Origin of the sequence: Flavobacterium panici, assembly GCF_024499525.1 — a bacterium.
In the GTDB taxonomy this organism is placed as follows: Bacteria; Bacteroidota; Bacteroidia; order Flavobacteriales; family Flavobacteriaceae; genus Flavobacterium; species Flavobacterium panici.
In genome coordinates this window covers 4,875,430-4,897,219 of record NZ_CP100437.1, presented here as the reverse complement: position 1 = coordinate 4,897,219, position 21,790 = coordinate 4,875,430, and the positions used below count along the sequence as shown (strand labels likewise).

The following is a 21,790-nucleotide window of genomic DNA, read 5'->3' as shown; positions in this document are numbered from 1 at the left end:
TAAAAAACGCCTCAGAATATGAGGCGTTTTTTTATACAATTGTTTCGCTGATTTTATGCTCTTTAAGTTCCAGTTCAGCAATAATTTGTCTTTTCATTATCGTCTGAATATAATCTTTTGCTTCAGCATAAGAAATATCATATTTACGTGGAATATCCTGAAAATGAATAGGAAAATCAGCTAATAATTTATCGTAATAAATATCTAGTTCTTTTTTGTTTGGCATTTCAAACTTTAATTTAATTTGAAATCTTCTTAGCAAAGCCGTATCAATACTGTTGTAAAAATTGGTAGCACAAATCAGTAAACTATCCGTTGGTAAATAATCAATAAGCTGAATAATTGTGTTTACCAAACGTCGCATTTCTGCAACATCTTTATCATCGCTTTCACGGCTTTTTCCAATTTGATCAAATTCATCCAGAAACAAAACAGCTTTTTCGCGAATCGCTTTGTCGAAAATCGCCTTTACATTTTTAGATGTTTCACCAATTTTAGCATTGATTAAAGTACTCAGGTTTATAATAACAATATTTTTATTCAAAGCCGTTGCAATAGCTTTTGCAGTTGTCGTTTTTCCGCAGCCCGAATGTCCGTGAAGCAGGATTTTATTATCAACTTTAAGGTTGTATTTTTTTAATTCCTCGATGTATTTATGCTCTTTTATGGTTTGAAGCAAAGCAGATTTATTCTCTTTGCTGAAAAGAAGATCTTCAAGCGCAATTTTTTCAGTATCGGTTACAACCAGTTCGTACAGATTCATTTGAGATTTTATTTGGTGCAAAATTAAACTTTATTCTGCAATATTTTCATTCCAGATTTCTTTCCCTAAAAATCGGTTTCCAAAAATAGAAGTTCCTATTCGTACAATATTTGAACCTTCGGCAATAGCCAATTCTAAATCCTGAGACATTCCCATCGAAAGTTTTAAATTCGTTATTCCTTCAATTTTGGCATCGTAAATTTCATCTCTTATTTCTCTAAGTAAACGAAGTGACGGACGCATTTTTTCTTTCTCCACATCTAATAAACCAATCGTCATTAATCCTTTGATTTTTAAAGTATCATATTTCCTGATTTCTTTTATAAAGGAAATAACTTCTGAAGGCTGCAATCCAAATTTACTTTCTTCAAAAGAAGTATTCACCTGAACAAAAACATCAAGATTTCGGTTTTCTTTTTGAAGCTGTTTGTGTAATTCTTCCGCAAGACTTAATCTATCAAGAGATTGAATACAACTTACATATTTCAAAACATCTTTGACTTTATTGGTTTGTAGATGACCAATAAAATGACGTTTGATTTTTAAATCTTTTAACTCTGAATCCTTATCTCTGAACTCCTGCATTTTATTTTCACCAATCAGGTTTTCTCCGGCTTCGATTGCAATTCGTATTCTCTCGGCAGGAACAGTTTTCGTTGCCAATAATAATTGCACATCAGAAACATTTCTGCCCGAAACTTTACAGGCATTTTCAATACGATCGTGAACCTGTTTCAAATTAAAAATAATATCCTCTTTCATACTCACAAAGGTATCACAATCGTGGAATACAAAAAAGATCCAGTTTTTTCTATATAAACTAGTCCAGTTTATTTGAAGAACCAGACCAGAAAATGCTCAGAAATGACAAAACTGGATTATTTAATGGTTAGGTATCCTGCCTAATTTTGTCTTGGCAATGAAGTCAAATTAAAATCAAATCAAAATGAGTAAATCAATTTTTTATCATGCAGGTTGTCCAGTTTGCGTAAGCGCAGAACATGACATTTTAAATTTAGTAAAAGATGTTGAAGTAGTAAACATCGGAGAAGACAGATCTCGAATTGCTGAAGCTCAAAAGGCTGGTATAAAATCTGTTCCGGCTTTGGTAACGCCAAACGGAAATGTATTGCACATTAATTTTGGTGCTTCTATGGAAGAAGTGATTGGGTAAATACAAATAGTCATCAAACTTTGTCAAAGTTTTAAACTTTGACAAAGTTGACTTATTAGAGCAAACAATATACTTAAAACAAAACAAGGAATTTAATTTTAAACACATAGAGACATAGTTTTTGAGAACGTAGTAAAAGGCGTTTCACTTGTTTAAACAAACATAGCTATGTGTGAGAAACTAGTTTCTTTTTGTACTCTTTAAAAAAGCAAAAAAAATCTATGTTTCTATGTGTTTAAAAATAACAACACAACAAATAAAAAAATAAAAATAAGATGAAAGTAGCAGTATGGGATACTTATGTAACCCGAAAAGACGGTAAAATAATGCATTTTGATATTTTAGTAGATGAAACTACGGAAGATGCAAATCAGGTTTTTGAATATGGAAAAGCATACCTTAAAACAGTTTTACAGGAAGGTCAGCCTTTGACCTCAAAAGAATGCAGATTTTGTCATATCGACAAAGCACCTGCAGATATCGAAAATCAAATTCTTAAAGACGGTTTTTCGATTATTGAAATGGAAAACTGTTATTAATTTTTCGCTTAGAATTATTAATTCATAGACTGAAAGTGTGGGGACTTTCAGTCTATTTTATTTGCTATAAATTATGAAAAACATCTTCAATTTAGAAACACAAAACAATAGTTTAGACGGAAAAATTACAGCAGGATTTGAACGCTTATCTCAGGTCTTCAGGATTTTGTTGTGGGAAAAAGCCAAGAAATACGATTTGAGTCCGATACAGATTCAGGTTTTGATATTTATAAAACATCACACCAAAAATAAAGCAACAGTAAGTTATCTGGCGAAAGAATTCCATTTAACAAAAGCTACAATAAGCGATACGATCAAAATTTTAGAACAAAAAGAATACATTATAAAAGTTGTAAATGCCAGCGATTCCAGAAGTTCTACAATTGAGCTCACGGCAAAAGGTTTAGAAATGGTTTTGGTAACCGAAGATTTTACAGATCCTTTATTTGATTTGGTAAAAATTGTACCCGAAAAGGAGAAATCGGTTTTATGGAAAAATCTTAGTTCTGTAATTGAGCAATTGCATAATCTGCAAGTTATAAATGTTCAGAGCACGTGTCACAATTGCGGGTATTTTGTACAGCAAAACGGAAATAAGTATTGCCGATTAATGGACATTCAATTAGAAACAAAAGATATCAGATTAGATTGCAACGATCACAAACCGGCTCGGTTATAAATATTTTGAAATTGCTTTTATTCCTTCTTCCATTTGTTCTTCTGTAAGCGATGCATATCCTAATCTAAATCCATTTATTGGAGTGCCAAAGCTGAATTTTTCCGGAAACATAATTTTGATTCCTTTAGAAAGCAATTCGGTACAGATTTTTTCTGAGTTAACAATTTTATTCGGAACAATCCAAAAAGCCAAACCGCCTTCTGGTTTAATAAAAGTAATTTTATCTTTTAAATGAAGTTTGCAAAGACTTTCAAAATGATCTCTTTTGGCTTTGTATATGAGGTTTGTTTTTTTAAGATGCCTTTTGATTTTTCCCTCATTAATAAGATGCAGAACGGCTTCTTCCATAATATTATCGCCCTGCACATCAATTATTCTGCGGTGATTGGCTATTTTTTCAATATTTTGAGAAGAACTTGCAACGTAACCAATTCGCAAAGCCGGAGCTACAATTTTACTCAAAGTTCCAATATAAATAAAGTTTTTCGCATTACTGTAACTCGAAATCGGCAGAATTGGACGCTGTCCGAAATGAAACTCATTATCATAATCATCTTCAATAATCGTAAATCCGTATTGATTCGAAAGTTCATTAAGTTTTAATCTTTTCTTTAAACTCATCGTAACGGTTGTTGGAAACTGGTGATGCGGCGTTACATAAATTGCTTTTACAGAAGAATGTTTTTTAAGATGATTTTCAACTTCTTCTAAATCCAAACCATCTTTGGTAACGCTAACCGGAAGCAGACTTGCACCGGCATTTTCAAAAGCTTCCCAGGCAGGTTTATAACCTGGATTTTCAATTATCACATAATCGCCTTTTGATAATAAACAATGCGCCGCCAGATACATCGCCATTTGACTGCCGCGCGTAATGCAGATTTCATCCACAGAAACATTCATTCCGCGTTTAAAATTCAACATTTGTACAATCGCTTTTCGAAACTCAATATTGCCAAGTTCATTGCTGTAACCCATAATCTGCCAGCGTGATTTTCTGTTGAAAATTTCACGATAAGCACGGGCCAGATCGTTCATAGGAGCCAGGCGGCTGTCGGGAAGCCCGTCATCAAAAACAAGATGCGGTTTATGGTTTTCGACTGCAACATTAACTTGGGTTTCTGCTTTTTTATTTATGCTGATTTCAGGAAGAATATCGGCAATAAAAGTTCCTTTTCGGTCCATCGTAATTAGCCAGCCTTCGGCAATCAAAACATCTAAAGCTTCGATTACCGTATTTCGGTTCACATTTAGTAGTCCGGCCAGCTGACGGCTTCCGGGCAAAGCATTTCCGCTGGTCAGTTTACCTGATTTTACCGCATTGATAATAGCATCAGCAATTTGCAGGTAAAGCGCTTTGTCTGATTTTTTATCTAAGTGGATTTCAAATTGCCAAGGTCTTAACATCTGGACTAGTAGTTTAAATTAAAAATGCATTTTGTGGATAGACCAAATTTACAATAATTTTGTCGTGCAGTAAATAAAAAAACAGCCAGAACTGATCATTAGTTTTGGCTGTTTTTTGGTTTTAGAATTCTCCTTTTTTCATATAAGGCTGACCCCAAAGTATACTTTGCATTAAAACACTTTTTACCCAGGCATTATACATTTTATCAACATCGGCGGCACTTGCTCCGGTTTTTGCCAAAAATGGTTTTAACGTCGTTGTAACCGGAATGGTTAAAGCCGGAATATAACGATAATTGATCACAGGAACAGAAGTAACATTGTCTGTTTTATTTTTCTTGGTGGTGTAATGTCTTAAACCAATTTCATATTGGTAATTAAGCCAATCCTGATCGTATTTTGCTTCGGCTGTTTGAAGAATCCACATTTTAAAACGACCTCTGACTTTTGCCAAATATTCTCCGTCTGGTTTTCCGGTTTTAGTGTTACCAAAAAAGTAAACCAATTGCGGTGTCGATCCCACAAATCCGTACCAAACATCCAAAATGGCATCTGTTTGACCTTCAAGAATGTCGTGGCTCATTTGTAAATACTTTACATCTTCTTCAGAAAAAAGTAAAGATTGTTCTAAAAGTTTTAATTCTTCAAGGGTAAACGGTGATTTTGCCACTTCTTTAGTTCCGTATGTATAACCGTGCGGTGCTTTTGTTTCCTGCGCTGCCGCTTGCAGGGTAATAACAAGTACTACTGCTAAAATTGCTTTTTTCATCTTTTTGATTTTTTGTTAGGACATTATCGTCATGACAAACTTAGGTAGGCATCCTAACTAAAAAATGATCCAGTTTTTTGATTTATAATGCTAAACTGGTTTAAAAAGCTGTAATTATTTTATACCAATTCCAATAATTTTTCAGTCGTAATTACTTCTGCAAATTCCTTATGCAGACTGGCTAAAGTAGTTTGATGAATTAATTCAGAATCGAATTTTTCTCCATTTATTCCTATTCGGTCAAACGTGGCTGTGGCATCGGCAATTAACAAAGTTTCATAACCATAATTACCGGCCATTCTGGTTGTTGTAGAAACGCAATGATTGGTAGTTAAACCCACAATAACAAGATCAGTGATATTTTGCGAGTCTAGTCTTTCTTTTAAATCTGTACCAATAAAAGCACTATTTACATTTTTTATGATTCCAGGTTCGCCATCAATTGGTTTTGCTTCATCTTTAATTTCAAATCCCGCATTAGAAGGATGTAATTTTGAATTTGGATGTACAGAACTGTGCACAATGTGAAAAATGGGCAATTGCAGTGTTCTCCATTTTTCAAGAATTTGTGCAATTTTGGTTTCAGCATCTTTATTGTTTCGGTTGCCGCCCCAAAAGTCTTCTTCATTAAAACCTTTTTGCACGTCAATTATGACCAAAGCGGGTTTTTTTTCTCTAAGTTTCATTTGTTTATCTATTTGATTAGATTACAAATGTACTTTGGAACTAAATGCAGAAAAAGGACAAACAATAGTCGGTTTAGGACAATAGGTTTTTGATGGAAGAACTTAAATTTTCACTATTTTGATGCAGTACAATTTTTAATTGTTTAGAAGTTTTATAACCGCACAAATGTGCAATATGTTCAATTTTATAATCAGAATTAGCGAGAAGACTTTTTGCTTTTTCAATTCTTAATTTGGTGCGGTAATCTGCAATTGTTACGCCTGTTTCTTTCTTAAAAATTCGGGTTAGATTTCGCGGACTTACATAAACTAATTCGGCTAGGAATTCAATAGTCGACGTTTTTTCTAAGTTGTAAATAATCCAATCCTGAATGGTATGGATTTTTTCATCGCGATGATTTCGGTATTGTAAATAAACACTTTCCTGTTCTTCGGTTCCGTTTCTTCTTTTATAAACTACAAGTTCTTTGGCAATTTTTGACGCGATTTCTTTACCGTGTCTTTCTTCAATTAGAAACAAAGCCAAATCAATTCCGGTAACAATTCCAGCACTTGTGTAAATGTTTTCAGACTTCGTATAAAGTGTATTTTTTTGTGTTTTTACAAGAGGAAAATCAGTTTTAAGTTTTTCAACAAATTTCCAGTGTGTCGTACATTCTTTATAATCTAAAAGTCCAGATTTTGCCAAAAGAAACGCTCCAGTACAAACGCTGCAAATTGTAGTTTGATTTTGATTTGCTTTATGCAGCCAGTCAAAAAAATCTGGATCATCAGAAATTGTATGTAAAGCGCGCGTGCTAAATCCGGAAATAAAAATAATATCTTCTTTCTGCGGACTAACTTTTGTAAAATGAATTAATGAAGAAAGTTCTAAACCAGAATTTGAACTTACAGAAGATTGCCCGCTAATAAATACCAGCTGATAATCCAAACCCAAATCACGAGCTTCCTGAAACACTTCGACAACACCGCTCAAATCAAGTAAAGTTACTTGCTTTGGGATATAGAAATAAACCGATGGTTTGGTTTTTGTCATTCTTGGAGAATTCTCGTTTATTTTTTCAGTTTGGTTTTAAAAAAATCGATAGTTCTCGTCCACGACAGCGTTGCCGCTGCTTCATCGTATCTTGGCGTTGTATTGTTATGAAAACCGTGATTTACATTTGGATAAAAATAAGCGGTATTTTCGACTTTATTTTTATTTAAAACTTCCTGAAATGCCGGCCAGCCTTCGTTTACGCGTGTGTCTAAACCTGCGTAATGCAATAGGAGCGAAGTTTTTATTTTTTCGGCTTCTTCTTTTGTTGGCTGTCCGCCGTAATACGGAACTGCTGCTTTTAAATCTGGAACTTTCACCGCCATCATATTCGAAATCCATCCGCCAAAACAAAACCCGACAACGCCAATATAACCGTTACAATCTGGGTGCGCTTTAAGATATTCGTAAGCAGCAATAAAGTCTTCGAGCATTTCTTCTTTGGTACGTTTCTTTTGCAGTTCTCGACCTTCGTCATCATTGCCGGGATAACCGCCTAATGGCGACAAGGCATCTGGTGCAAGAGTAATAAATCCTTCAATTGCCGCTCTTCTTCCCACATCTTCAATATACAGATTAAGTCCGCGATTTTCGTGAACCACAATTATTCCGGGTAATTTCTTTTTAGAATCAGCAGGCTGCGATAAAAGCCCTTTTATAGAACCTCCGCCTTTTGGAGAATCGTAGTTGATGTAGCCCGTTTTTAATCTAGGATCTGTTGGCTGCACCAAAATACTGTCGACATAATTGGGCGTCATAAAACTTAAAAGTGACGGAAGTGTAAGCGAACCAACCGCAAATATGGAAAGTTTTTCTACAAACTGTCTTCGGTTAATTTTATTATGTGCATAATCATCATATAAATCAAATACTTCCTGACTGATATCTTCTTTGGTTATTTTGTTATCCATGATCTTGATTTTTTGGGATAACTAAATTAGGGAATAAAAAGTTAATTGTTGATTATGAATTATGAATATTCCTTAGTGAATAGTTTTAGCTGGAGAAACTGAAAACTGTGAATGCGACTGAAAACTTCCGTTTAAAGACTTTTCAACTTCTTCATAAAAACTGGAAACACTTCATTCAATTCATCAAACAAAGGATTATTTCGGTGTTTCAATTTTATTTCGCTGAATAATTTTAAACCAAGTGCAAATTGTGTGGCTTCGTGCGGGTTTTCGAATATATTTTTGTCCTTTATTTTTTGGATGATTCCGAAAATTTCGTCGTGATTATCGAATTCTATTCCCAGTTCTTTTGCCGGATGCGTGTCGCCGTTGGCATATTCTTTTAAGCTTAGGGTTAGATAATATTTGTTGGATCTTTTTTGCATGATATTTTAATTTTCAATATTATTTCAGCCATTTATCGACAATAGTTTTAAATGTTTCTTTGTATTGTTCGCCCACAGTAATTTCCGTTTTTCCAATGAAAATTGAATTCTTGGTAATGGCGTTTATTTTGTCAAGAGAAACGATAAACGAACGATGAACACGCATAAATTTTGCCGATGGTAGTTTTTCTTCTAAAGCTTTTAAGGATATCAGCGAAAGCACTCCTTTTTGAGAATCGTCAAGATGTACTTTTACATAATCTTTTAAACTTTCGATATATAAAATTTCTTTAAGTGGAATTCGAACCCATTGGTATTCTACTTTTAAGAAAATAAATTCATCATCTGCCGCAACTGTCTGGAAGTTGTTTGAAGCTTCTTCTGTTATTTGCAATACTTTATTTGCAGCACGCAGAAACTCCTCATAACTAAAAGGTTTTAAAAGATAGTCGACTGCATTTACTTTATAACCTTCAATAGCATAATGATTGTAAGCCGTTGTAAAAACGATTTTTGGCACTAAACCCGGCTGTTCCTGCAAAAGTCTCGCCAGTTCCATTCCCGTTAAATTAGGCATATTGATATCCAGAAAAACAAGATCTGGCTGTTTTTCCCGAATTAAACTCATGGCTTCAACAGCATTATCACAGCTTGCCGTTAATTGTAAAAAAGGAGTTTGTTCGATAAAAGTTTCGACAAGTCTTAATGCGAGAGGTTCATCATCTACTGCTATACATTTTAATGTTGTCATTACTCTAAGTTTATTTGCAGTTTTACATCATACATTCCGTTTTTACCAATGCCGGCTGTCAGCGTATGTTTATTTGGGTAAATTAAATGAAGTCTGCGTTTTGTATTCGTTAAACCAATTCCGCCTTCATCAGTCGTTGCTGTTTTTTCGAAATAGGTGTTTTTTACCTCAAATTCAAGATTACTTCCGTCTTGTCTCAGCGAAATATAAATTTCACTTTTATCCGTAGCATGAATGCCGTGTTTAAAAGCATTTTCTACTAAAGGTAGTAATAACATCGGAACAATTGGGTAATCGTGTATCTTTTCCGGAATATCGGTTGTAATCGTTAATTTTTTGTTTGCACGAAGTTTCATCAGCGAGATAAAATCTCTCATAAACTCAGCTTCTTTCAGCAATGTCGTTGTTTCTTCGGTACTATAAAGTAAGTAGCGCATCATTCGGCTTAACGTATGAAGCGCATTTCTCGAATCTTCAATATTTGTATAAGTAAGTGAATAAATACTGTTTAGGGAATTAAAGAAAAAATGCGGATTGATCTGCGCTTTCAGCATCGCCAGTTCGGCCATCGTTTTATCCTGTTCCAGTTTTTGTTTGTGCTGTGCGGCTTTCTGCCAATGCTGTAACATTGCCCAGCTCGTGCTGATTCCTAAAACCAATAAAGTGAGCATTAATACATAATTGTCAAAATATGGATTTCGGTATTTTTTAAACCCTAAAACTAAACTGATTTTATTGTGAAGATCGGTTTGAGAAGTATAAAAATAAGCAATAACCTGCATGGCAAAAACGGTGAGAAAAGCCCAAATCAAAAACGGAGAAGTATTGTCTTTTATAATGGTTTTTGGAACTATGATTTTGGCATTAGAATAAAAAATGATAATTAGTAAAACCAATACAACGATCTGCCAAATCCAAAACACACCGGGAAGTATTACATTCCAGGTTAAAGGCATGTAAAACAACATGATAAATCCCAATAATACCCAGCTCAGAATATGAAGTCCGGTAAAATAATAAGGTCTGTATATTTTTGGTGCCATTTCGAATTTTATCTTTTTTTGACAATATTACTCTTTATTTAAATGCGATTTTGAACCAATCGCTAAAAACAGAATTACAGTCCGTAAAAACCATTTTTGAGCCGATGAGTTTAGGAATTAAACGCTTGTTTAACTTTTAAAAAATCCCATCGTGTGTCAGGCTATCTTTATCGATTGTCATTTGCTCTCCGTCTATTTCAAAATTTTTGCTTGTTATATTTTATTTCTTTTGTTGTCATATAATCGATAATTAGATATTATTTCAAATGAATAAGCAATCATTTTTAAGCATTCTCGCAGCATCAGTTCTTATCGCATCTTGCGGTAAAAATGATAAATCGGCTCAGGCCGGAGGCGCACCGCAGGTTAAAGAGTATAAAACGCTGACTTTACAGCCGGAATCTGCTACATTAAACAGCGATTACCCAGCCAGTATTCAGGGACAGCAGAATATAGAAATCCGACCTAGAGTTGAAGGATACATCGATAAAATCTTTGTTGATGAAGGAGCAGTTGTAAAAGCAGGGCAGCCATTATTTAAAATAAGCGCGCCAGAATATGAGCAGCAAGTTCGTACAGCATCTGCCAGTATTAAAAGTGCTCAGGCCGATTTAAGTGCAGCAAAACTGGCTGTAAACAAAGTAAGGCCATTGGTTGAAAAAGGAATTATAAGCAAATACGATTTAGAATCAGCACAATATACTTATGAATCTGCTGTAGCCTCTTTAGCTCAGGCAAATGCTGCTTTAGTAAATGCTAAAACTAATTTAGGATATACAACTGTAACAAGTCCGGTTGACGGCGTTGTAGGTTCGATCCCGTTTCGTTTAGGAAGTTTGGTAAGTTCTAATACAGCTGAACCTTTAACTACAGTTTCTAGCATTGGAAATGTGTATGCTTATTTTGCTTTAAATGAAAAAGCACTTTTGAATTTTACTAAAGATTCAGGAGCTTCATTAAACCAAAAAATCAAAAGTCTTCCGGCAGTTTCTTTATTGCTTTCAGATGGTTCAGCATACGATCAAAAAGGTAAAATAGAAACCGTAAACGGATTAATTAATACCGAAACCGGAACGGTAAATATCAGAGCTCGTTTCCCAAATCCAAGAGGAGTTATCAGAAGCGGAAGCAGTACAACTGTTAGAATTCCAAATGACGTTAAAGATGTAATTATAGTTCCTCAAAGTGCCACATTTGAACTTCAGGATAAAATATTCGCAGTAGTTTTAGGAAAAGACAATAAAACTAAAAATGTGAATATCACGGTACTTGAAAACACAACTAATAATTATTATGTAGTAACAAGCGGTTTAAAAGCAGGTGACGAAATTGTATTAGAAGGAGTTGCTGCTCTTAAAGAAGGAAGCGAGATTAAAGCTCAAAATCAAAAAGCAGAAACAGTATACGCCGATTTAAAATAAAAGAAATGTTTAAAAAATTTATACAAAGACCTGTACTCTCGACAGTAATATCTGTTATTATTGTCATTTTAGGTGTTTTGGGCCTAATTGAGTTACCTATTTCTCAGTATCCGGATATTGCGCCGCCTACGGTAAACGTGTCGGCAAGTTATACGGGTGCCAATGCAGATGTGGTATTAAAAAGTATTGTAATTCCGCTTGAAGAGCAAATTAATGGTGTAGAAAACATGACCTACATGACTTCTTCTGCAACCAATGACGGAAATGCATCGATCAAAATTTTCTTTAAAGTAGGAACAAACCCTGATTTAGCAGCGGTAAACGTTCAAAACAGGGTTTCAAGAGCAACAAGTTTACTGCCTGTAGAGGTAACTCAGGCTGGGGTTACAGTAACTAAAAGCCAGAGTAGTAACTTATTGATTTTCTCTTTATACAGTGAAGATAAAGCTTACGACCAGACATTCCTTCAAAATTATGCGAAGATCAACCTTGTACCGCAAATTCAGCGTGTAGTTGGAGTAGGAGATGTAACCGTTTTTGGTGCCAAAGATTATTCGATGAGAATCTGGCTGAAACCAGACGTAATGCAGCAATACAAACTGATTCCAAGCGATATTTCGGCTGCTTTGGCAGAACAAAATATCGAAGCTGCACCGGGTAAATTTGGTGAAAACGGAAATCAGGCTTTTCAATATGTAATTAAATACAAAGGACGTTTAACAAGTGCCCAGGAATTTGAGGATATTGTTATAAAATCTGTTGGAAACGGGCAAATGCTTCGCCTTAAAGATGTGGCTAAAGTTGAGTTAGGATCTTTAAGTTATGCTTCAACTATTAAAACAAATGGTGTAGAATCTGCAGCGATGGCAATCAGCCAGACTCCGGGATCGAATGCGCGTGACGTAATCAACAACTCTAAAAAGTTGATTGAAGAAGCAGCGAAGAGTTTTCCAAAAGGAGTAAAATATACGATTCTGGTTGACGTTAACGAAAACTTAGATGCCTCTATTGAAAAAGTAATTCATACTTTGATCGAAGCTTTTATACTGGTTTTCATTGTAGTATTTATTTTCCTTCAGGATTTTAGATCTACTTTAATTCCGGCAATTGCAGTTCCGGTTGCAATTGTGGGAACGTTTTTCTTCCTGAGTTTATTCGGGTTTACGATTAATTTATTGACACTTTTTGCAATGGTACTTGCCATTGGTATTGTGGTCGATGATGCGATTGTGGTCGTCGAGGCGGTGCACGCCAAACTCGATCACGGTTATAAATCGTCTAAGAAAGCTACGATAGATGCCATGAGCGAAATTTCGGGAGCCATTATTTCGATTACATTGGTAATGGCAGCGGTATTTATTCCGGTTACTTTTATCAACGGATCAACAGGGGTTTTCTACAAACAATTTGGTATCACGCTGGCTGTTGCGATTATTCTTTCGGCAGTAAACGCTTTGACTTTAAGCCCGGCTTTGTGTGCTTTGCTTTTAAAACCACACGCAGACGATCATAAACATAAAAGTTATTTACAAAGATTTTATACGTCGTTTAACGTTGCATTTGAAAATGTAACCGAAAGATACAAGCGTTCGGTAAGTTTCCTTTCGGTTAAAAAATGGATTGTATTAGCAGCTATTCTTATTGCTGGTGCCAGTTTATTTTATATGATGAAAACTACGCCGTCTGCTTTCGTTCCTGCGGAAGATCAGGGAACTGTTTTTGCCAATATTAGTTTACCACCTTCGGCTTCGATGGAACGTTCTGATGTAATTGCCAAGAAAGTAGACAGTATTGCGAAAACTATTCCGGGAGTAAAAAATACACTTCGTATTGTGGGACAGAACTTTACGGCTGGAGCAGGAAGTGCTTACAGTATGGTTATTGTAAAATTATATCCTTGGGATCAGCGTGAGTTAAGTGTTAATGATGTTATCGGACAGCTTTTTGCTAAAACAAGCGGTATTCGTGAAGCTAATATTTTCTTTATTTCACCGCCAACAATTCAGGGTTTTGGACAAAGTGGTGGATTCGAATTCCAGCTTCAGGATAAAGGCGGACACACGACTGCTGAATTCTTTAAAGTGAATACAGAGTTTTTAGAAAAATTATCAAAACGTCCGGAGATACAATACGCAACAACGCCGTTTAATCCTGGTTTTCCTCAATATATGATGGATATTAATTTGGCAAAAGCCAAAGATGCAGGAGTTTCGATAAATTCGATTTTATCAACAATGCAAGGATATTATGGAGGATTGTATGCGTCGAACTTTAATAAATTCGGAAAACAATATCGTGTAATGATTCAGGCTTCTCCTGAATTCCGAACCAATACCGAAGGACTGAACAAAATCTTTATTAGAAACAGTGCCGGAAACATGGCGCCAATTACAGAATTTGTAAAAATGACCAGAGTTTTTGGGCCGGAATCTATTTCAAGATTTAACCTTTTCTCTTCTATTGCTATTACAGGAGCGCCAAATCCTGGATTTAGTTCCGGTGATGCGATTAAAGCAATTCAAGAAGTGGCAGCAGAAGATCTTCCGGCGGGTTATGGATATGAGTTTTCAGGTTTAACACGTGAGGAACTAGCCTCTGGAAGTGAAACGATTTTCATCTTTATTTTGTGTTTGGTTTTCGTTTATTTCTTACTAAGTGCACAATACGAAAGTTACATTTTACCATTTGCGGTATTATTCTCGATTCCGTTTGGGTTAGCCGGAGCGTATTTATTCTCGATTATTTTTAAACTGAACAGTAATATTTACCTGCAGATTTCCTTAATCATGTTAATTGGACTTTTGGCCAAGAACGGTATTTTGATTGTCGAATTTGCTTTGGACAGAAGACGAAAAGGTCTGCCAATTGTACAAGCTGCAATTGAAGGAGCCGTGGCGCGTTTACGACCAATTTTGATGACTTCGTTCGCCTTTATTTTAGGATTAGTTCCGTTGATGTTTGCTACCGGAGCAGGAGCTGTGGGGAACAAATCGATTGGTACAGGAGCAGTTGGAGGGATGTTAATTGGAACCATTTTAGGAGTATTTGTTATTCCGGTTTTATTTATCATTTTCCAGACTTTACAAGAAAGAGTGAGCGGCCCTGCAAAAGATGGTTATGATGATGAAGACGATGACGAGGAAATTCAGTTAATAGAAGCTCACAAAGAGTAAAATTAAATTAAAACAGAGATGACTAATAGTTCAAATAAATATATTCTTATGGTAATTGCAGCCACGCTTTTAAGTGCGTGCTCGATTACCAAAAAGTACGAACGCCCAACAACACTCTCGACAGATAAACTGTATCGTGATGAAGCTTCTGCCGATTCGACTACGATTGCAGATATGCCGTGGCAGAGCGTTTTTAAAGATGAAAAACTGAATGCATTAATTCAAAAAGGATTAGACAATAACCTTAATTTGAAAAATGCAATTGAGAATATCATACAGGCACAAGCTTCACTTCGTCAAAGTAAATTAGCGTATTATCCAACCTTACAATTGGATGCCAATGCAACCCACACGAAACAATCAGAAGCAGGGCTAAACTTTCCCGCGGGAATCAACATTAATACCTTAACTACGACTTATAAATTAGGTTTAAGTACGTCTTGGGAAGCTGATATCTGGGGAAAACTGAGCAGTTCTAAAAGAGTGGCTTTAGCAGCTTATTTAGCTACAGATGCGGCGAAACAAGCGGTTCAGACGCAATTGATTTCAGATATTGCGAACAATTATTTTAGATTGCTGGCTTATGATAAATCTTTAAAAATCACACAGGAGACATTAGAAAGTCGTATTAAAAATGTGGCAACCATTAAAGATTTAAAAGAAGGCGCAATTGTAACAGGTGCGGCGGTTGTACAAAGTGAAGCTAATCAGTATGCGGCAGAAGTTTTGATTCCGGATTTGAAACAAAGTATTCGTGAAACCGAAAATGCTTTGAATATCTTATTAGGACAAGCTCCGGGACCAATTGACAGAGGTGAATTAGGAACGCAGGTTATTCCTGAAAATATCGCCGTTGGAGTGCCTTCGCAGTTATTACAAAACCGACCTGATGTTCGTCAGGCTGAGTTTAATTTTAGAGTTGCTTTTGAATCTACAAATTTGGCTAAAACCTATTTCTATCCAAGTTTAACGCTTACAGCAAGCGGTGGATTTTCGAATTTAGAGTTAAAAGATTTCTTTAGTAATTCTATTTTTTATTCGATTATTGGAGGATTAACACAGCCTATTTTTAATCAGGGAAAAAACAAATTGAGATTAACAACTGCGCAGTCGCAGCAATTACAAGCTTACAATAACTTTCAGCAGAGCCTTTTAACAGCGGGTCAGGAAGTTTCGAATGCTTTGTATTCGTATCAAATGGCCGTTGAAAAAGAAGATTCAAGACAAAAACAAATTGAAGCCCTTGAAAAAGCAGTCGATTTTACGCAGCAGCTTTTAGAATACAGCTCTGCAACTAACTATACAGATGTATTAACTTCTGAACAAAATCTTTTAGCGGCGCAATTAAGCGGAATCAACGATAATTTACAAAAATTGCAAGCCGTTGTGAACTTATACAGAGCTTTGGGCGGAGGCTGGAAATAAAATTGTTTCAATTTGAATATTACGTTCGTCGTCAAAATTCAGACCTTGGTCTAAAAGATAATTTAGTGTAAAAAAAAGATTATATTTTTGATTGGTTAAAAATATTAGTATATCCGCCATTAAATTAAATTGAAACATGACTAAAACGCCTCAGAAATGGGGCGTTTTAAATTTTAGTTCATTTGGTTTTTCTGCCTTTAATTTTTTGCAACTATTAATTGTCAAAGATTTGTCATTTCGACCGAAGGGAGAAATCGCACAAGATTGTCGACAAAGATTGGAGATATGCTTTACGGAGTTTCTAGTGCGATTTCTCCCTTCGGTCGAAATGACAAAACTATATATTGAAGCTTAAAAACATGAAAATAATTAACGATATATATCGGTTGAAAAGTACTCTTCGTCGATTGATTTAATGTTTTTGTATAATGGATATTGTAAATGTAGATTTTGGCACTACTTTAGATTAATATCTACTAAAATTAATATTTAAAACTCAAAATCATGAAAAAATTAGTATTCGCCTCAGTATTATTTATGAGTGTATTTTTTGCCCATGCTCAGGTATCAGTCAATGTAAACATTGGAACGCCTCCAAGCTGGGGACCAGAAGGGTACGATAACGACAGGTATTATTATTTGCCTGACATCGATGTGTATTATGATGTAAACCAAAGTGTATTTATTTACGACAACAGCGGAAATTGGACTCGTGCTAAAAGGCTTCCTTCAAGATACAGACAATATGATTTGTATTCAGGTTATAAAGTAGTTTTGACCAATTATAGAGGAGACGCTCCGTATACGTATCATACCAAACACAGAGCTAATTATCCAAAAGGTTATCACGGAAAACCTCAAAAAAACAGAGGCCCAAAACCGGAAAAGTACAACAAACCTAAAGGTGAGCATAAACACGATAATAAAAACAACAATAAATCTAAAAAAGATTCCAAAAAAGACCACGATCATTCCCTCAATGATCATCATTAATTAAATAAACATGACAAAAAACGCCTCAGTAATGAGGCGTTTTTTTATAAATAAAATTGATGTAAGATTTATTTTCATCATTCACAATTCACAATTAACCATTCGCAATTAACCATTCACAATTGATTGACATTTTTTACTTTATGCCCATACAAACCAAACGATAAAATAATCACAAAACAAACCAGAGGAATTATATATCCAGACTGAATATCATCGTGTTTCATATCAATTAAAGTTCCCATTGCGTATGGAAGAATCGCTCCGCCTACAATTGACATTACCAGCCATGAAGAACCCGTTTCAGTATTTGATTTTAAACCAACCAATCCTAAAGAGAAAATAGTTGGAAACATAATTGACATAAAAAATCCGATGCCGCCAAGTGCATAAATAACTACAATTCCGGTTCCGTAAATGGCTAATAAACAAAGTACAATACTGGCACCACAGTAAATCGAAAGTAAGATATAATCTTTTACAAACTTCAGGAAGAAAGTACCAATAAAACGCCCTGCCATAAACAAGAAACCATAAACACCAAGATAATATCCGGCTGTTTTTTCGTCTAAATGTGCACCTTGTTGTGCAATTCTAATAAAGAAACTCGTGATACAAACCTGTGCGCCAACATAAAAAAACTGCGCCACAACTGCCCAGCTTAAATGACGGAATTTTAAAACAGAGAAAAATCCCGGTTTAATTTCAGCTTCGGTATGTTGTGGTTTCATAGAAGGCAAATGCATGAAATAGAAAATAATCGCAACTAAAACCAATACACTTCCTAAAATAATATAAGGCATTTTTACTGCCGCAGCTTCACCTAATAAATAAGATGCTTTTTCAGCTTCAGGCATCGCTGCCATTTGTTGTGGAGTATGATTTTTTCCTGATAAGATAAATAACGAACCCACAATTGGAGCCACCATAGCTGCTAATCCGTTGAAAGAAGCCGCTAAATTCAATCTTTTAGAAGAAGATTCAGCAGGGCCCAAAATCGCAGCATACGGATTGGCACTTGTTTCCAGAATTGTTAATCCGCAGCCAATTACAAATAAGGCGAATAAAAACAATTCATAAGTTCTTGAATTGGCAGCAGGCACAAATAAAAACGCTCCGGCAGCGAAAACCAGTAATCCGGTAATGATGCTGTTTTTATAACCAAATCGTTTAATGAGCATTCCCGCAGGAATCGCCATTATAAAATAAGCAAAAAACACCGAAGTATCAATCAATGTCGATTGGCGGTTGTTTAATTCACACGCTTTTTTTAAATGCGGAATTAAAATAGAATCCAGATTATGTGCCATTCCCCAAAGGAAAAATAGGCTGGTAATTAAAATAAATGGCAGAAGATAGTTTGTTTTTCGGCCTTCGGTCGGCACTTCGTGAAGATCGCCTGTTTGGTTTGTTACTTGCATTTGTTAGATAGTTTTTTTAAAGGTTCTAAGGTTCTGAGGGACAAAGGTTCAAAGGTTTTTTCTGTAGAGTCGCACAGCAGTGCGTCTTTTCTAAAGGTATTGAGAGGAGAAAAAACCTCTGTCCCTTTGCCACTTTGAACCTTTGCACCTCAAAAAGAATTATTTCTTTTTGACCAAAAGAAGGTGGTCGCAGACCAAAACCACTTCACCTCTTTGGTTGATGATTTCGACATGTTCTGTTACGGTTCCCATTTCTGGATTTTTTGCTTCTCCTTTTTCTGAAATGGTAATTTCAGAATGAATTGTATCACCAATATGAACCGGTTTTACGAATCGCATTTTATCGTACCCTCTTGAAAAAGCTTCAGGATTTATTTCTGATGCCGTTAATCCGATACCAATAGCAAATACCATAGTTCCGTGTGCAATACGCTGTCCGAATGGCTGTGTTTTGCACCATTCCTCATCCATGTGATGCGGGAAAAAATCTCCCGTGTGTCCGGCATGAACCACAAAATCGGTTTCTGTAATGGTTCTTCCTAATGTAACTCTTTTATCGTCAAGTTGATAATCCTCGAAAAATGTTGATTTGAAATACATATATTTTTTGTTTTTTCACCATATAAGTTATATAAGGTAATTTAAGCAGTGCGTTGAGTTTAAGAGCGCTTATTTTAGGTCATAAAAGCTTTGCACAAAATGATTTAAATGAACTTATGTAACTTATATGGTTTTAAATTATTTATTGCTTTTTCCACAAAGTGATTAAATGAACTTATATCACTTATATGGTTTAAAATTTTATAGTTCAGTGAGAGAAATACCGCCGTTTGTATTGCTGATGTAGCAGGCTTCAACGACTTTCATGGTGTCTAAAACGTCCTGAACGCTTGCTAATAATTTAGAATCTGAGCCTTCTTTAAAGCGCATGAGATTCGACATTGTTCCAATAAAAGCTTCTGGAAACCATGAACCTTCAAGGTTGATTTTTTTCCATTCGTATTGACCTACTTCGTTCTCAATTGCATATTCAAAAATGTCAGGAAGTCCGTCGGGATAATTCATTAATAAACCCATTTTGGCTTTGATTGCGCCTTTTGTGCCTTCCCATTTAATGTAGCTTTCTTCATGATTTGGGCCAAAATGATGATCATGATTCGTATTGATCACCACATGTTTATCTTCGCCATAATCTAAAATAATCGTAGAACGGCTCGATGATAATTTTTTAAGCGGATGTTTGGCTGTTTTTGCCATCACACTTTTCGGATTTCCAAGAAACGAGCGAATGCAATCGATATAGTGAACACTATGAAAAAGAATTTCCAATCGAGGATGTTCCTTAATCAGTGGAAACAATTCCCAAGGCGTATTTACCGTCACTTTAAACTCAAAATCGTATAAATCACCAAGCAAACCTTCGTTAATTAAATATCTGGCAGCACTTACAAAAGGGGAGAATCGAAGCTGAAAATTGATCGCAGCCACAAGGTTTTTTCTTTCGCAGACTGCTACAATTTCTCTTGCCTGAGCCAAATCATTTCCCATTGGTTTCTGAATCAAAACCGCGGTACCGTCAGGGAGTTGCTCTAATATTTCGATATATTGATCAGGCAGAACCGTAATGTCGTAAACCGCATTTGATGGTGCATTTTTAACCGCATCGGCAACATTCTCAAAAACATGCTGAATCTCAAATTCTTTGGCTAAATCGTGTGCTTTTGCAATCGTTCTGTTGGTGATACCAAAAACTGTAAAACCAGCCATTTTATAAGCAGGCAAGTGTGCATCTTTTACGATTCCGCTTGCGCCGATAATGATAATTGGCTGTTTGGTTTCGGGCAGTAAGGGTTTATATGGAATATTCATTTTGTATTATGTTTAAGTTCAGTTAGCGGCGCAAACTTTGTCAAAGTTTTAAACTTTGACAAAGTTGACTACACGTAATCAGTTCGTTAGTTTTTCAATATTTTCCTGTGTTTCTTTTAAAAGTGTTTTCGACGAAATATCTGTTTCAATTGCTTTTAAAACCATTTGATCTATCAATTCGGCTACTTTTGGCCAAATTGGCGTTTGTGGCAAAGTCAAAGCATTTTCATGCAGCATTTCCAGTTTATGATAATATGGAATCGTTTTGTTGATTTCAGTATCATTCCAAGTTGATTTTCTGCACCCGATTCCGCCTTCGATTGTCAATAATTTATCGCTTTCTGCTGTTGTTGCAAATCGTAAAAAATCATAGGCAAGTCCTTTATTTTTACTTCCAATGCCAATTGTATAAAGCCAATACACATTTAATGAAGCCGTTTTGTGGTTTTCATCATGCGGTAATTCGGTAATATCCACTTTACCTTTTACTTTTGATTCTTCAATTACTTCACACATCGAAGCAAATCCAAACCAATTGATTGCCATTGCGGCTTGTCCTTCGGCGAAAGCCATTCCTGCTTCAACAGAACCAAAATTCTTCGAACCCGGATGAACTGCATTTTTATTATTAACGATTTCTCTATAATAATCTAAAGCTTCAATTGCTTGACTATGATTGATATTTATTTTGTTTAGAGGATTTAAAAGAGATCCCCCGCGCGTCCATAACTGCAGGCAGAAATCGAAAACCATATTATGACCGTCAGGATAATTGGCAAAAACACAGCCGAATAAGTTACTTTCCGGCCGATTAAAAAATATGGCAATTTGGGTGAATTGCTCCCAAGTTTTTGGAGGGAACAATTCGTAACCAAATTGTTTCTTGAAGTTTTCTTTTTCGGATAAATCTTCAAATAAATCTTTTCTATAAATCAAACATTCAGGTCCATCGTGAAACGGAAGTCCGTAAGTTCCGCCATTAATCTGCTGCAGATTTAATAACGATTGATGCCAGCCTTCAGGATAATCCTGCGGCGGATTTTGATTGATAAAAGAAGTTAAATCCAGAACAGCTCTTTCATTTGCGGCATCAAAAATCCAATCGGTATTTAAGTGTGCAATGTCCCATTTTCCGTTTTTTAAACCTTTATTGGTGATGGTTTCTTCATAAAGATCGTGCAATTCCAGCGGAATCATTTCAGCCTCAATCTCAATATTGTTTTTCAAACAAAATGCATCCCACAGTTTTTGCAGGGTACTTTCAAAAGGAGAAAATTTTCTAACAGCGATTCTAAATTTGTCCAT

The 21,790-nt window shown here is 35.5% G+C and carries 21 protein-coding genes; 7 read left to right on the top strand and 14 right to left on the bottom strand.

Going from position 1 to position 21,790, the window contains the following annotated elements; genetic code table 11:
- Positions 1-31 precede the first annotated feature (31 nt).
- Positions 32-763, bottom strand: coding sequence for an AAA family ATPase (locus NLJ00_RS20565; protein WP_256635215.1), 732 nt, complete (start codon positions 761-763; stop codon positions 32-34).
- 30 nt (positions 764-793) lie between these two features.
- On the bottom strand, positions 794-1,525 hold the full coding sequence (locus NLJ00_RS20560; RefSeq protein WP_256635214.1) for a YggS family pyridoxal phosphate-dependent enzyme: 732 nt from the start codon (positions 1,523-1,525) through the stop codon (positions 794-796).
- 184 nt (positions 1,526-1,709) lie between these two features.
- Here NLJ00_RS20560 and NLJ00_RS20555 point away from each other — a divergent pair, with 184 nt between their 5' ends.
- The 3 genes from NLJ00_RS20555 to NLJ00_RS20545 all read left to right on the top strand — a co-directional run bounded on the left by NLJ00_RS20555 (position 1,710) and on the right by NLJ00_RS20545 (position 3,155).
- Positions 1,710-1,937 (top strand): thioredoxin, encoded by a 228-nt coding sequence (locus NLJ00_RS20555; RefSeq protein WP_053471916.1) that lies wholly within the window; start codon positions 1,710-1,712, stop codon positions 1,935-1,937.
- A gap of 275 nt (positions 1,938-2,212) precedes the next feature.
- Positions 2,213-2,476 (top strand): DUF2024 family protein, encoded by a 264-nt coding sequence (locus NLJ00_RS20550; protein ID WP_256635213.1) that lies wholly within the window; start codon positions 2,213-2,215, stop codon positions 2,474-2,476.
- A 73-nt stretch (positions 2,477-2,549) separates the two neighbouring features.
- Positions 2,550-3,155 (top strand): MarR family winged helix-turn-helix transcriptional regulator, encoded by a 606-nt coding sequence (locus NLJ00_RS20545; RefSeq protein WP_256635212.1) that lies wholly within the window; start codon positions 2,550-2,552, stop codon positions 3,153-3,155.
- Here the strand turns inward: NLJ00_RS20545 and pdxR are convergent.
- From pdxR to NLJ00_RS20505, 8 genes are all read right to left on the bottom strand, one after another.
- Positions 3,150-4,562 carry a MocR-like pyridoxine biosynthesis transcription factor PdxR gene (pdxR, locus tag NLJ00_RS20540; protein ID WP_256635211.1) on the bottom strand — a complete coding sequence of 471 codons (1,413 nt, stop codon included), beginning with the start codon at positions 4,560-4,562 and terminating at the stop codon, positions 3,150-3,152. The genes NLJ00_RS20545 and pdxR overlap by 6 nt on opposite strands.
- 121 nt (positions 4,563-4,683) lie before the next feature.
- Positions 4,684-5,331 carry a protoglobin domain-containing protein gene (locus NLJ00_RS20535; RefSeq protein ID WP_256635210.1) on the bottom strand — a complete coding sequence of 216 codons (648 nt, stop codon included), beginning with the start codon at positions 5,329-5,331 and terminating at the stop codon, positions 4,684-4,686.
- Between the two features lie 119 nt (positions 5,332-5,450).
- Positions 5,451-6,017, bottom strand: a complete 567-nt coding sequence (locus NLJ00_RS20530) for a cysteine hydrolase family protein (RefSeq protein ID WP_256635209.1) — start codon at positions 6,015-6,017, stop codon at positions 5,451-5,453.
- Between the two features lie 73 nt (positions 6,018-6,090).
- Complete coding sequence (locus tag NLJ00_RS20525) at positions 6,091-7,053, bottom strand: GlxA family transcriptional regulator (protein ID WP_256635208.1); 963 nt, start codon at positions 7,051-7,053, stop codon at positions 6,091-6,093.
- A 17-nt stretch (positions 7,054-7,070) separates the two neighbouring features.
- Positions 7,071-7,964 (bottom strand): dienelactone hydrolase family protein, encoded by an 894-nt coding sequence (locus NLJ00_RS20520; RefSeq protein ID WP_256635207.1) that lies wholly within the window; start codon positions 7,962-7,964, stop codon positions 7,071-7,073.
- Between the two features lie 131 nt (positions 7,965-8,095).
- Positions 8,096-8,389 carry a DUF3861 family protein gene (locus NLJ00_RS20515; protein WP_053471908.1) on the bottom strand — a complete coding sequence of 98 codons (294 nt, stop codon included), beginning with the start codon at positions 8,387-8,389 and terminating at the stop codon, positions 8,096-8,098.
- Positions 8,390-8,408: 19 nt separating this feature from the next.
- Complete coding sequence (locus NLJ00_RS20510; protein WP_256635206.1) at positions 8,409-9,140, bottom strand: LytR/AlgR family response regulator transcription factor; 732 nt, start codon at positions 9,138-9,140, stop codon at positions 8,409-8,411.
- Positions 9,140-10,183, bottom strand: coding sequence for a sensor histidine kinase (locus NLJ00_RS20505; RefSeq protein WP_180856641.1), 1,044 nt, complete (start codon positions 10,181-10,183; stop codon positions 9,140-9,142). The genes NLJ00_RS20510 and NLJ00_RS20505 overlap by 1 nt, the downstream gene beginning before the upstream one ends.
- A gap of 266 nt (positions 10,184-10,449) precedes the next feature.
- On the opposite strand from NLJ00_RS20505, the gene NLJ00_RS20500 reads away from it, so the two are divergent.
- The 4 genes from NLJ00_RS20500 to NLJ00_RS20485 all read left to right on the top strand — a co-directional run bounded on the left by NLJ00_RS20500 (position 10,450) and on the right by NLJ00_RS20485 (position 17,195).
- Positions 10,450-11,604, top strand: a complete 1,155-nt coding sequence (locus NLJ00_RS20500; RefSeq protein WP_256635205.1) for an efflux RND transporter periplasmic adaptor subunit — start codon at positions 10,450-10,452, stop codon at positions 11,602-11,604.
- A 5-nt stretch (positions 11,605-11,609) separates the two neighbouring features.
- A complete protein-coding gene (locus tag NLJ00_RS20495) occupies positions 11,610-14,777 on the top strand; it encodes an efflux RND transporter permease subunit (protein WP_256635204.1) in 3,168 nt (1,055 codons plus the stop codon).
- 18 nt (positions 14,778-14,795) lie between these two features.
- Positions 14,796-16,202, top strand: coding sequence for an efflux transporter outer membrane subunit (locus NLJ00_RS20490; RefSeq protein WP_256635203.1), 1,407 nt, complete (start codon positions 14,796-14,798; stop codon positions 16,200-16,202).
- Between the two features lie 504 nt (positions 16,203-16,706).
- Positions 16,707-17,195 carry a hypothetical protein gene (locus tag NLJ00_RS20485; protein ID WP_256635202.1) on the top strand — a complete coding sequence of 163 codons (489 nt, stop codon included), beginning with the start codon at positions 16,707-16,709 and terminating at the stop codon, positions 17,193-17,195.
- 116 nt (positions 17,196-17,311) lie between these two features.
- Here NLJ00_RS20485 and fucP read toward each other — a convergent pair whose 3' ends face one another.
- The 4 genes from fucP to NLJ00_RS20465 all read right to left on the bottom strand — a co-directional run bounded on the left by fucP (position 17,312) and on the right by NLJ00_RS20465 (position 21,790).
- Positions 17,312-18,616 carry an L-fucose:H+ symporter permease gene (gene fucP, locus NLJ00_RS20480; protein ID WP_256635201.1) on the bottom strand — a complete coding sequence of 435 codons (1,305 nt, stop codon included), beginning with the start codon at positions 18,614-18,616 and terminating at the stop codon, positions 17,312-17,314.
- Between the two features lie 159 nt (positions 18,617-18,775).
- Positions 18,776-19,216 carry a MaoC/PaaZ C-terminal domain-containing protein gene (locus tag NLJ00_RS20475; RefSeq protein ID WP_256635200.1) on the bottom strand — a complete coding sequence of 147 codons (441 nt, stop codon included), beginning with the start codon at positions 19,214-19,216 and terminating at the stop codon, positions 18,776-18,778.
- Between the two features lie 201 nt (positions 19,217-19,417).
- Positions 19,418-20,485 carry a Gfo/Idh/MocA family protein gene (locus NLJ00_RS20470; RefSeq protein WP_256635199.1) on the bottom strand — a complete coding sequence of 356 codons (1,068 nt, stop codon included), beginning with the start codon at positions 20,483-20,485 and terminating at the stop codon, positions 19,418-19,420.
- 78 nt (positions 20,486-20,563) lie between these two features.
- Positions 20,564-21,790, bottom strand: coding sequence for an extracellular solute-binding protein (locus NLJ00_RS20465; RefSeq protein ID WP_256635198.1), 1,227 nt, complete (start codon positions 21,788-21,790; stop codon positions 20,564-20,566).

Bases quoted from the DNA above. Each gene is read 5' to 3' on its own strand.
- NLJ00_RS20565 (WP_256635215.1), bottom strand. From the start codon at position 763: ATGAATCTGTACGAACTGGTTGTAACCGATACTGAAAAAATTGCGCTT.
- NLJ00_RS20560 (WP_256635214.1), bottom strand. From the start codon at position 1,525: ATGAAAGAGGATATTATTTTTAATTTGAAACAGGTTCACGATCGTATT.
- NLJ00_RS20555 (WP_053471916.1), top strand. From the start codon at position 1,710: ATGAGTAAATCAATTTTTTATCATGCAGGTTGTCCAGTTTGCGTAAGC.
- NLJ00_RS20550 (WP_256635213.1), top strand. From the start codon at position 2,213: ATGAAAGTAGCAGTATGGGATACTTATGTAACCCGAAAAGACGGTAAA.
- NLJ00_RS20545 (WP_256635212.1), top strand. From the start codon at position 2,550: ATGAAAAACATCTTCAATTTAGAAACACAAAACAATAGTTTAGACGGA.
- pdxR (WP_256635211.1), bottom strand. From the start codon at position 4,562: ATGTTAAGACCTTGGCAATTTGAAATCCACTTAGATAAAAAATCAGAC.
- NLJ00_RS20535 (WP_256635210.1), bottom strand. From the start codon at position 5,331: ATGAAAAAAGCAATTTTAGCAGTAGTACTTGTTATTACCCTGCAAGCG.
- NLJ00_RS20530 (WP_256635209.1), bottom strand. From the start codon at position 6,017: ATGAAACTTAGAGAAAAAAAACCCGCTTTGGTCATAATTGACGTGCAA.
- NLJ00_RS20525 (WP_256635208.1), bottom strand. From the start codon at position 7,053: ATGACAAAAACCAAACCATCGGTTTATTTCTATATCCCAAAGCAAGTA.
- NLJ00_RS20520 (WP_256635207.1), bottom strand. From the start codon at position 7,964: ATGGATAACAAAATAACCAAAGAAGATATCAGTCAGGAAGTATTTGAT.
- NLJ00_RS20515 (WP_053471908.1), bottom strand. From the start codon at position 8,389: ATGCAAAAAAGATCCAACAAATATTATCTAACCCTAAGCTTAAAAGAA.
- NLJ00_RS20510 (WP_256635206.1), bottom strand. From the start codon at position 9,140: ATGACAACATTAAAATGTATAGCAGTAGATGATGAACCTCTCGCATTA.
- NLJ00_RS20505 (WP_180856641.1), bottom strand. From the start codon at position 10,183: ATGGCACCAAAAATATACAGACCTTATTATTTTACCGGACTTCATATT.
- NLJ00_RS20500 (WP_256635205.1), top strand. From the start codon at position 10,450: ATGAATAAGCAATCATTTTTAAGCATTCTCGCAGCATCAGTTCTTATC.
- NLJ00_RS20495 (WP_256635204.1), top strand. From the start codon at position 11,610: ATGTTTAAAAAATTTATACAAAGACCTGTACTCTCGACAGTAATATCT.
- NLJ00_RS20490 (WP_256635203.1), top strand. From the start codon at position 14,796: ATGACTAATAGTTCAAATAAATATATTCTTATGGTAATTGCAGCCACG.
- NLJ00_RS20485 (WP_256635202.1), top strand. From the start codon at position 16,707: ATGAAAAAATTAGTATTCGCCTCAGTATTATTTATGAGTGTATTTTTT.
- fucP (WP_256635201.1), bottom strand. From the start codon at position 18,616: ATGCAAGTAACAAACCAAACAGGCGATCTTCACGAAGTGCCGACCGAA.
- NLJ00_RS20475 (WP_256635200.1), bottom strand. From the start codon at position 19,216: ATGTATTTCAAATCAACATTTTTCGAGGATTATCAACTTGACGATAAA.
- NLJ00_RS20470 (WP_256635199.1), bottom strand. From the start codon at position 20,485: ATGAATATTCCATATAAACCCTTACTGCCCGAAACCAAACAGCCAATT.
- NLJ00_RS20465 (WP_256635198.1), bottom strand. From the start codon at position 21,790: ATGGACAAATTTAGAATCGCTGTTAGAAAATTTTCTCCTTTTGAAAGT.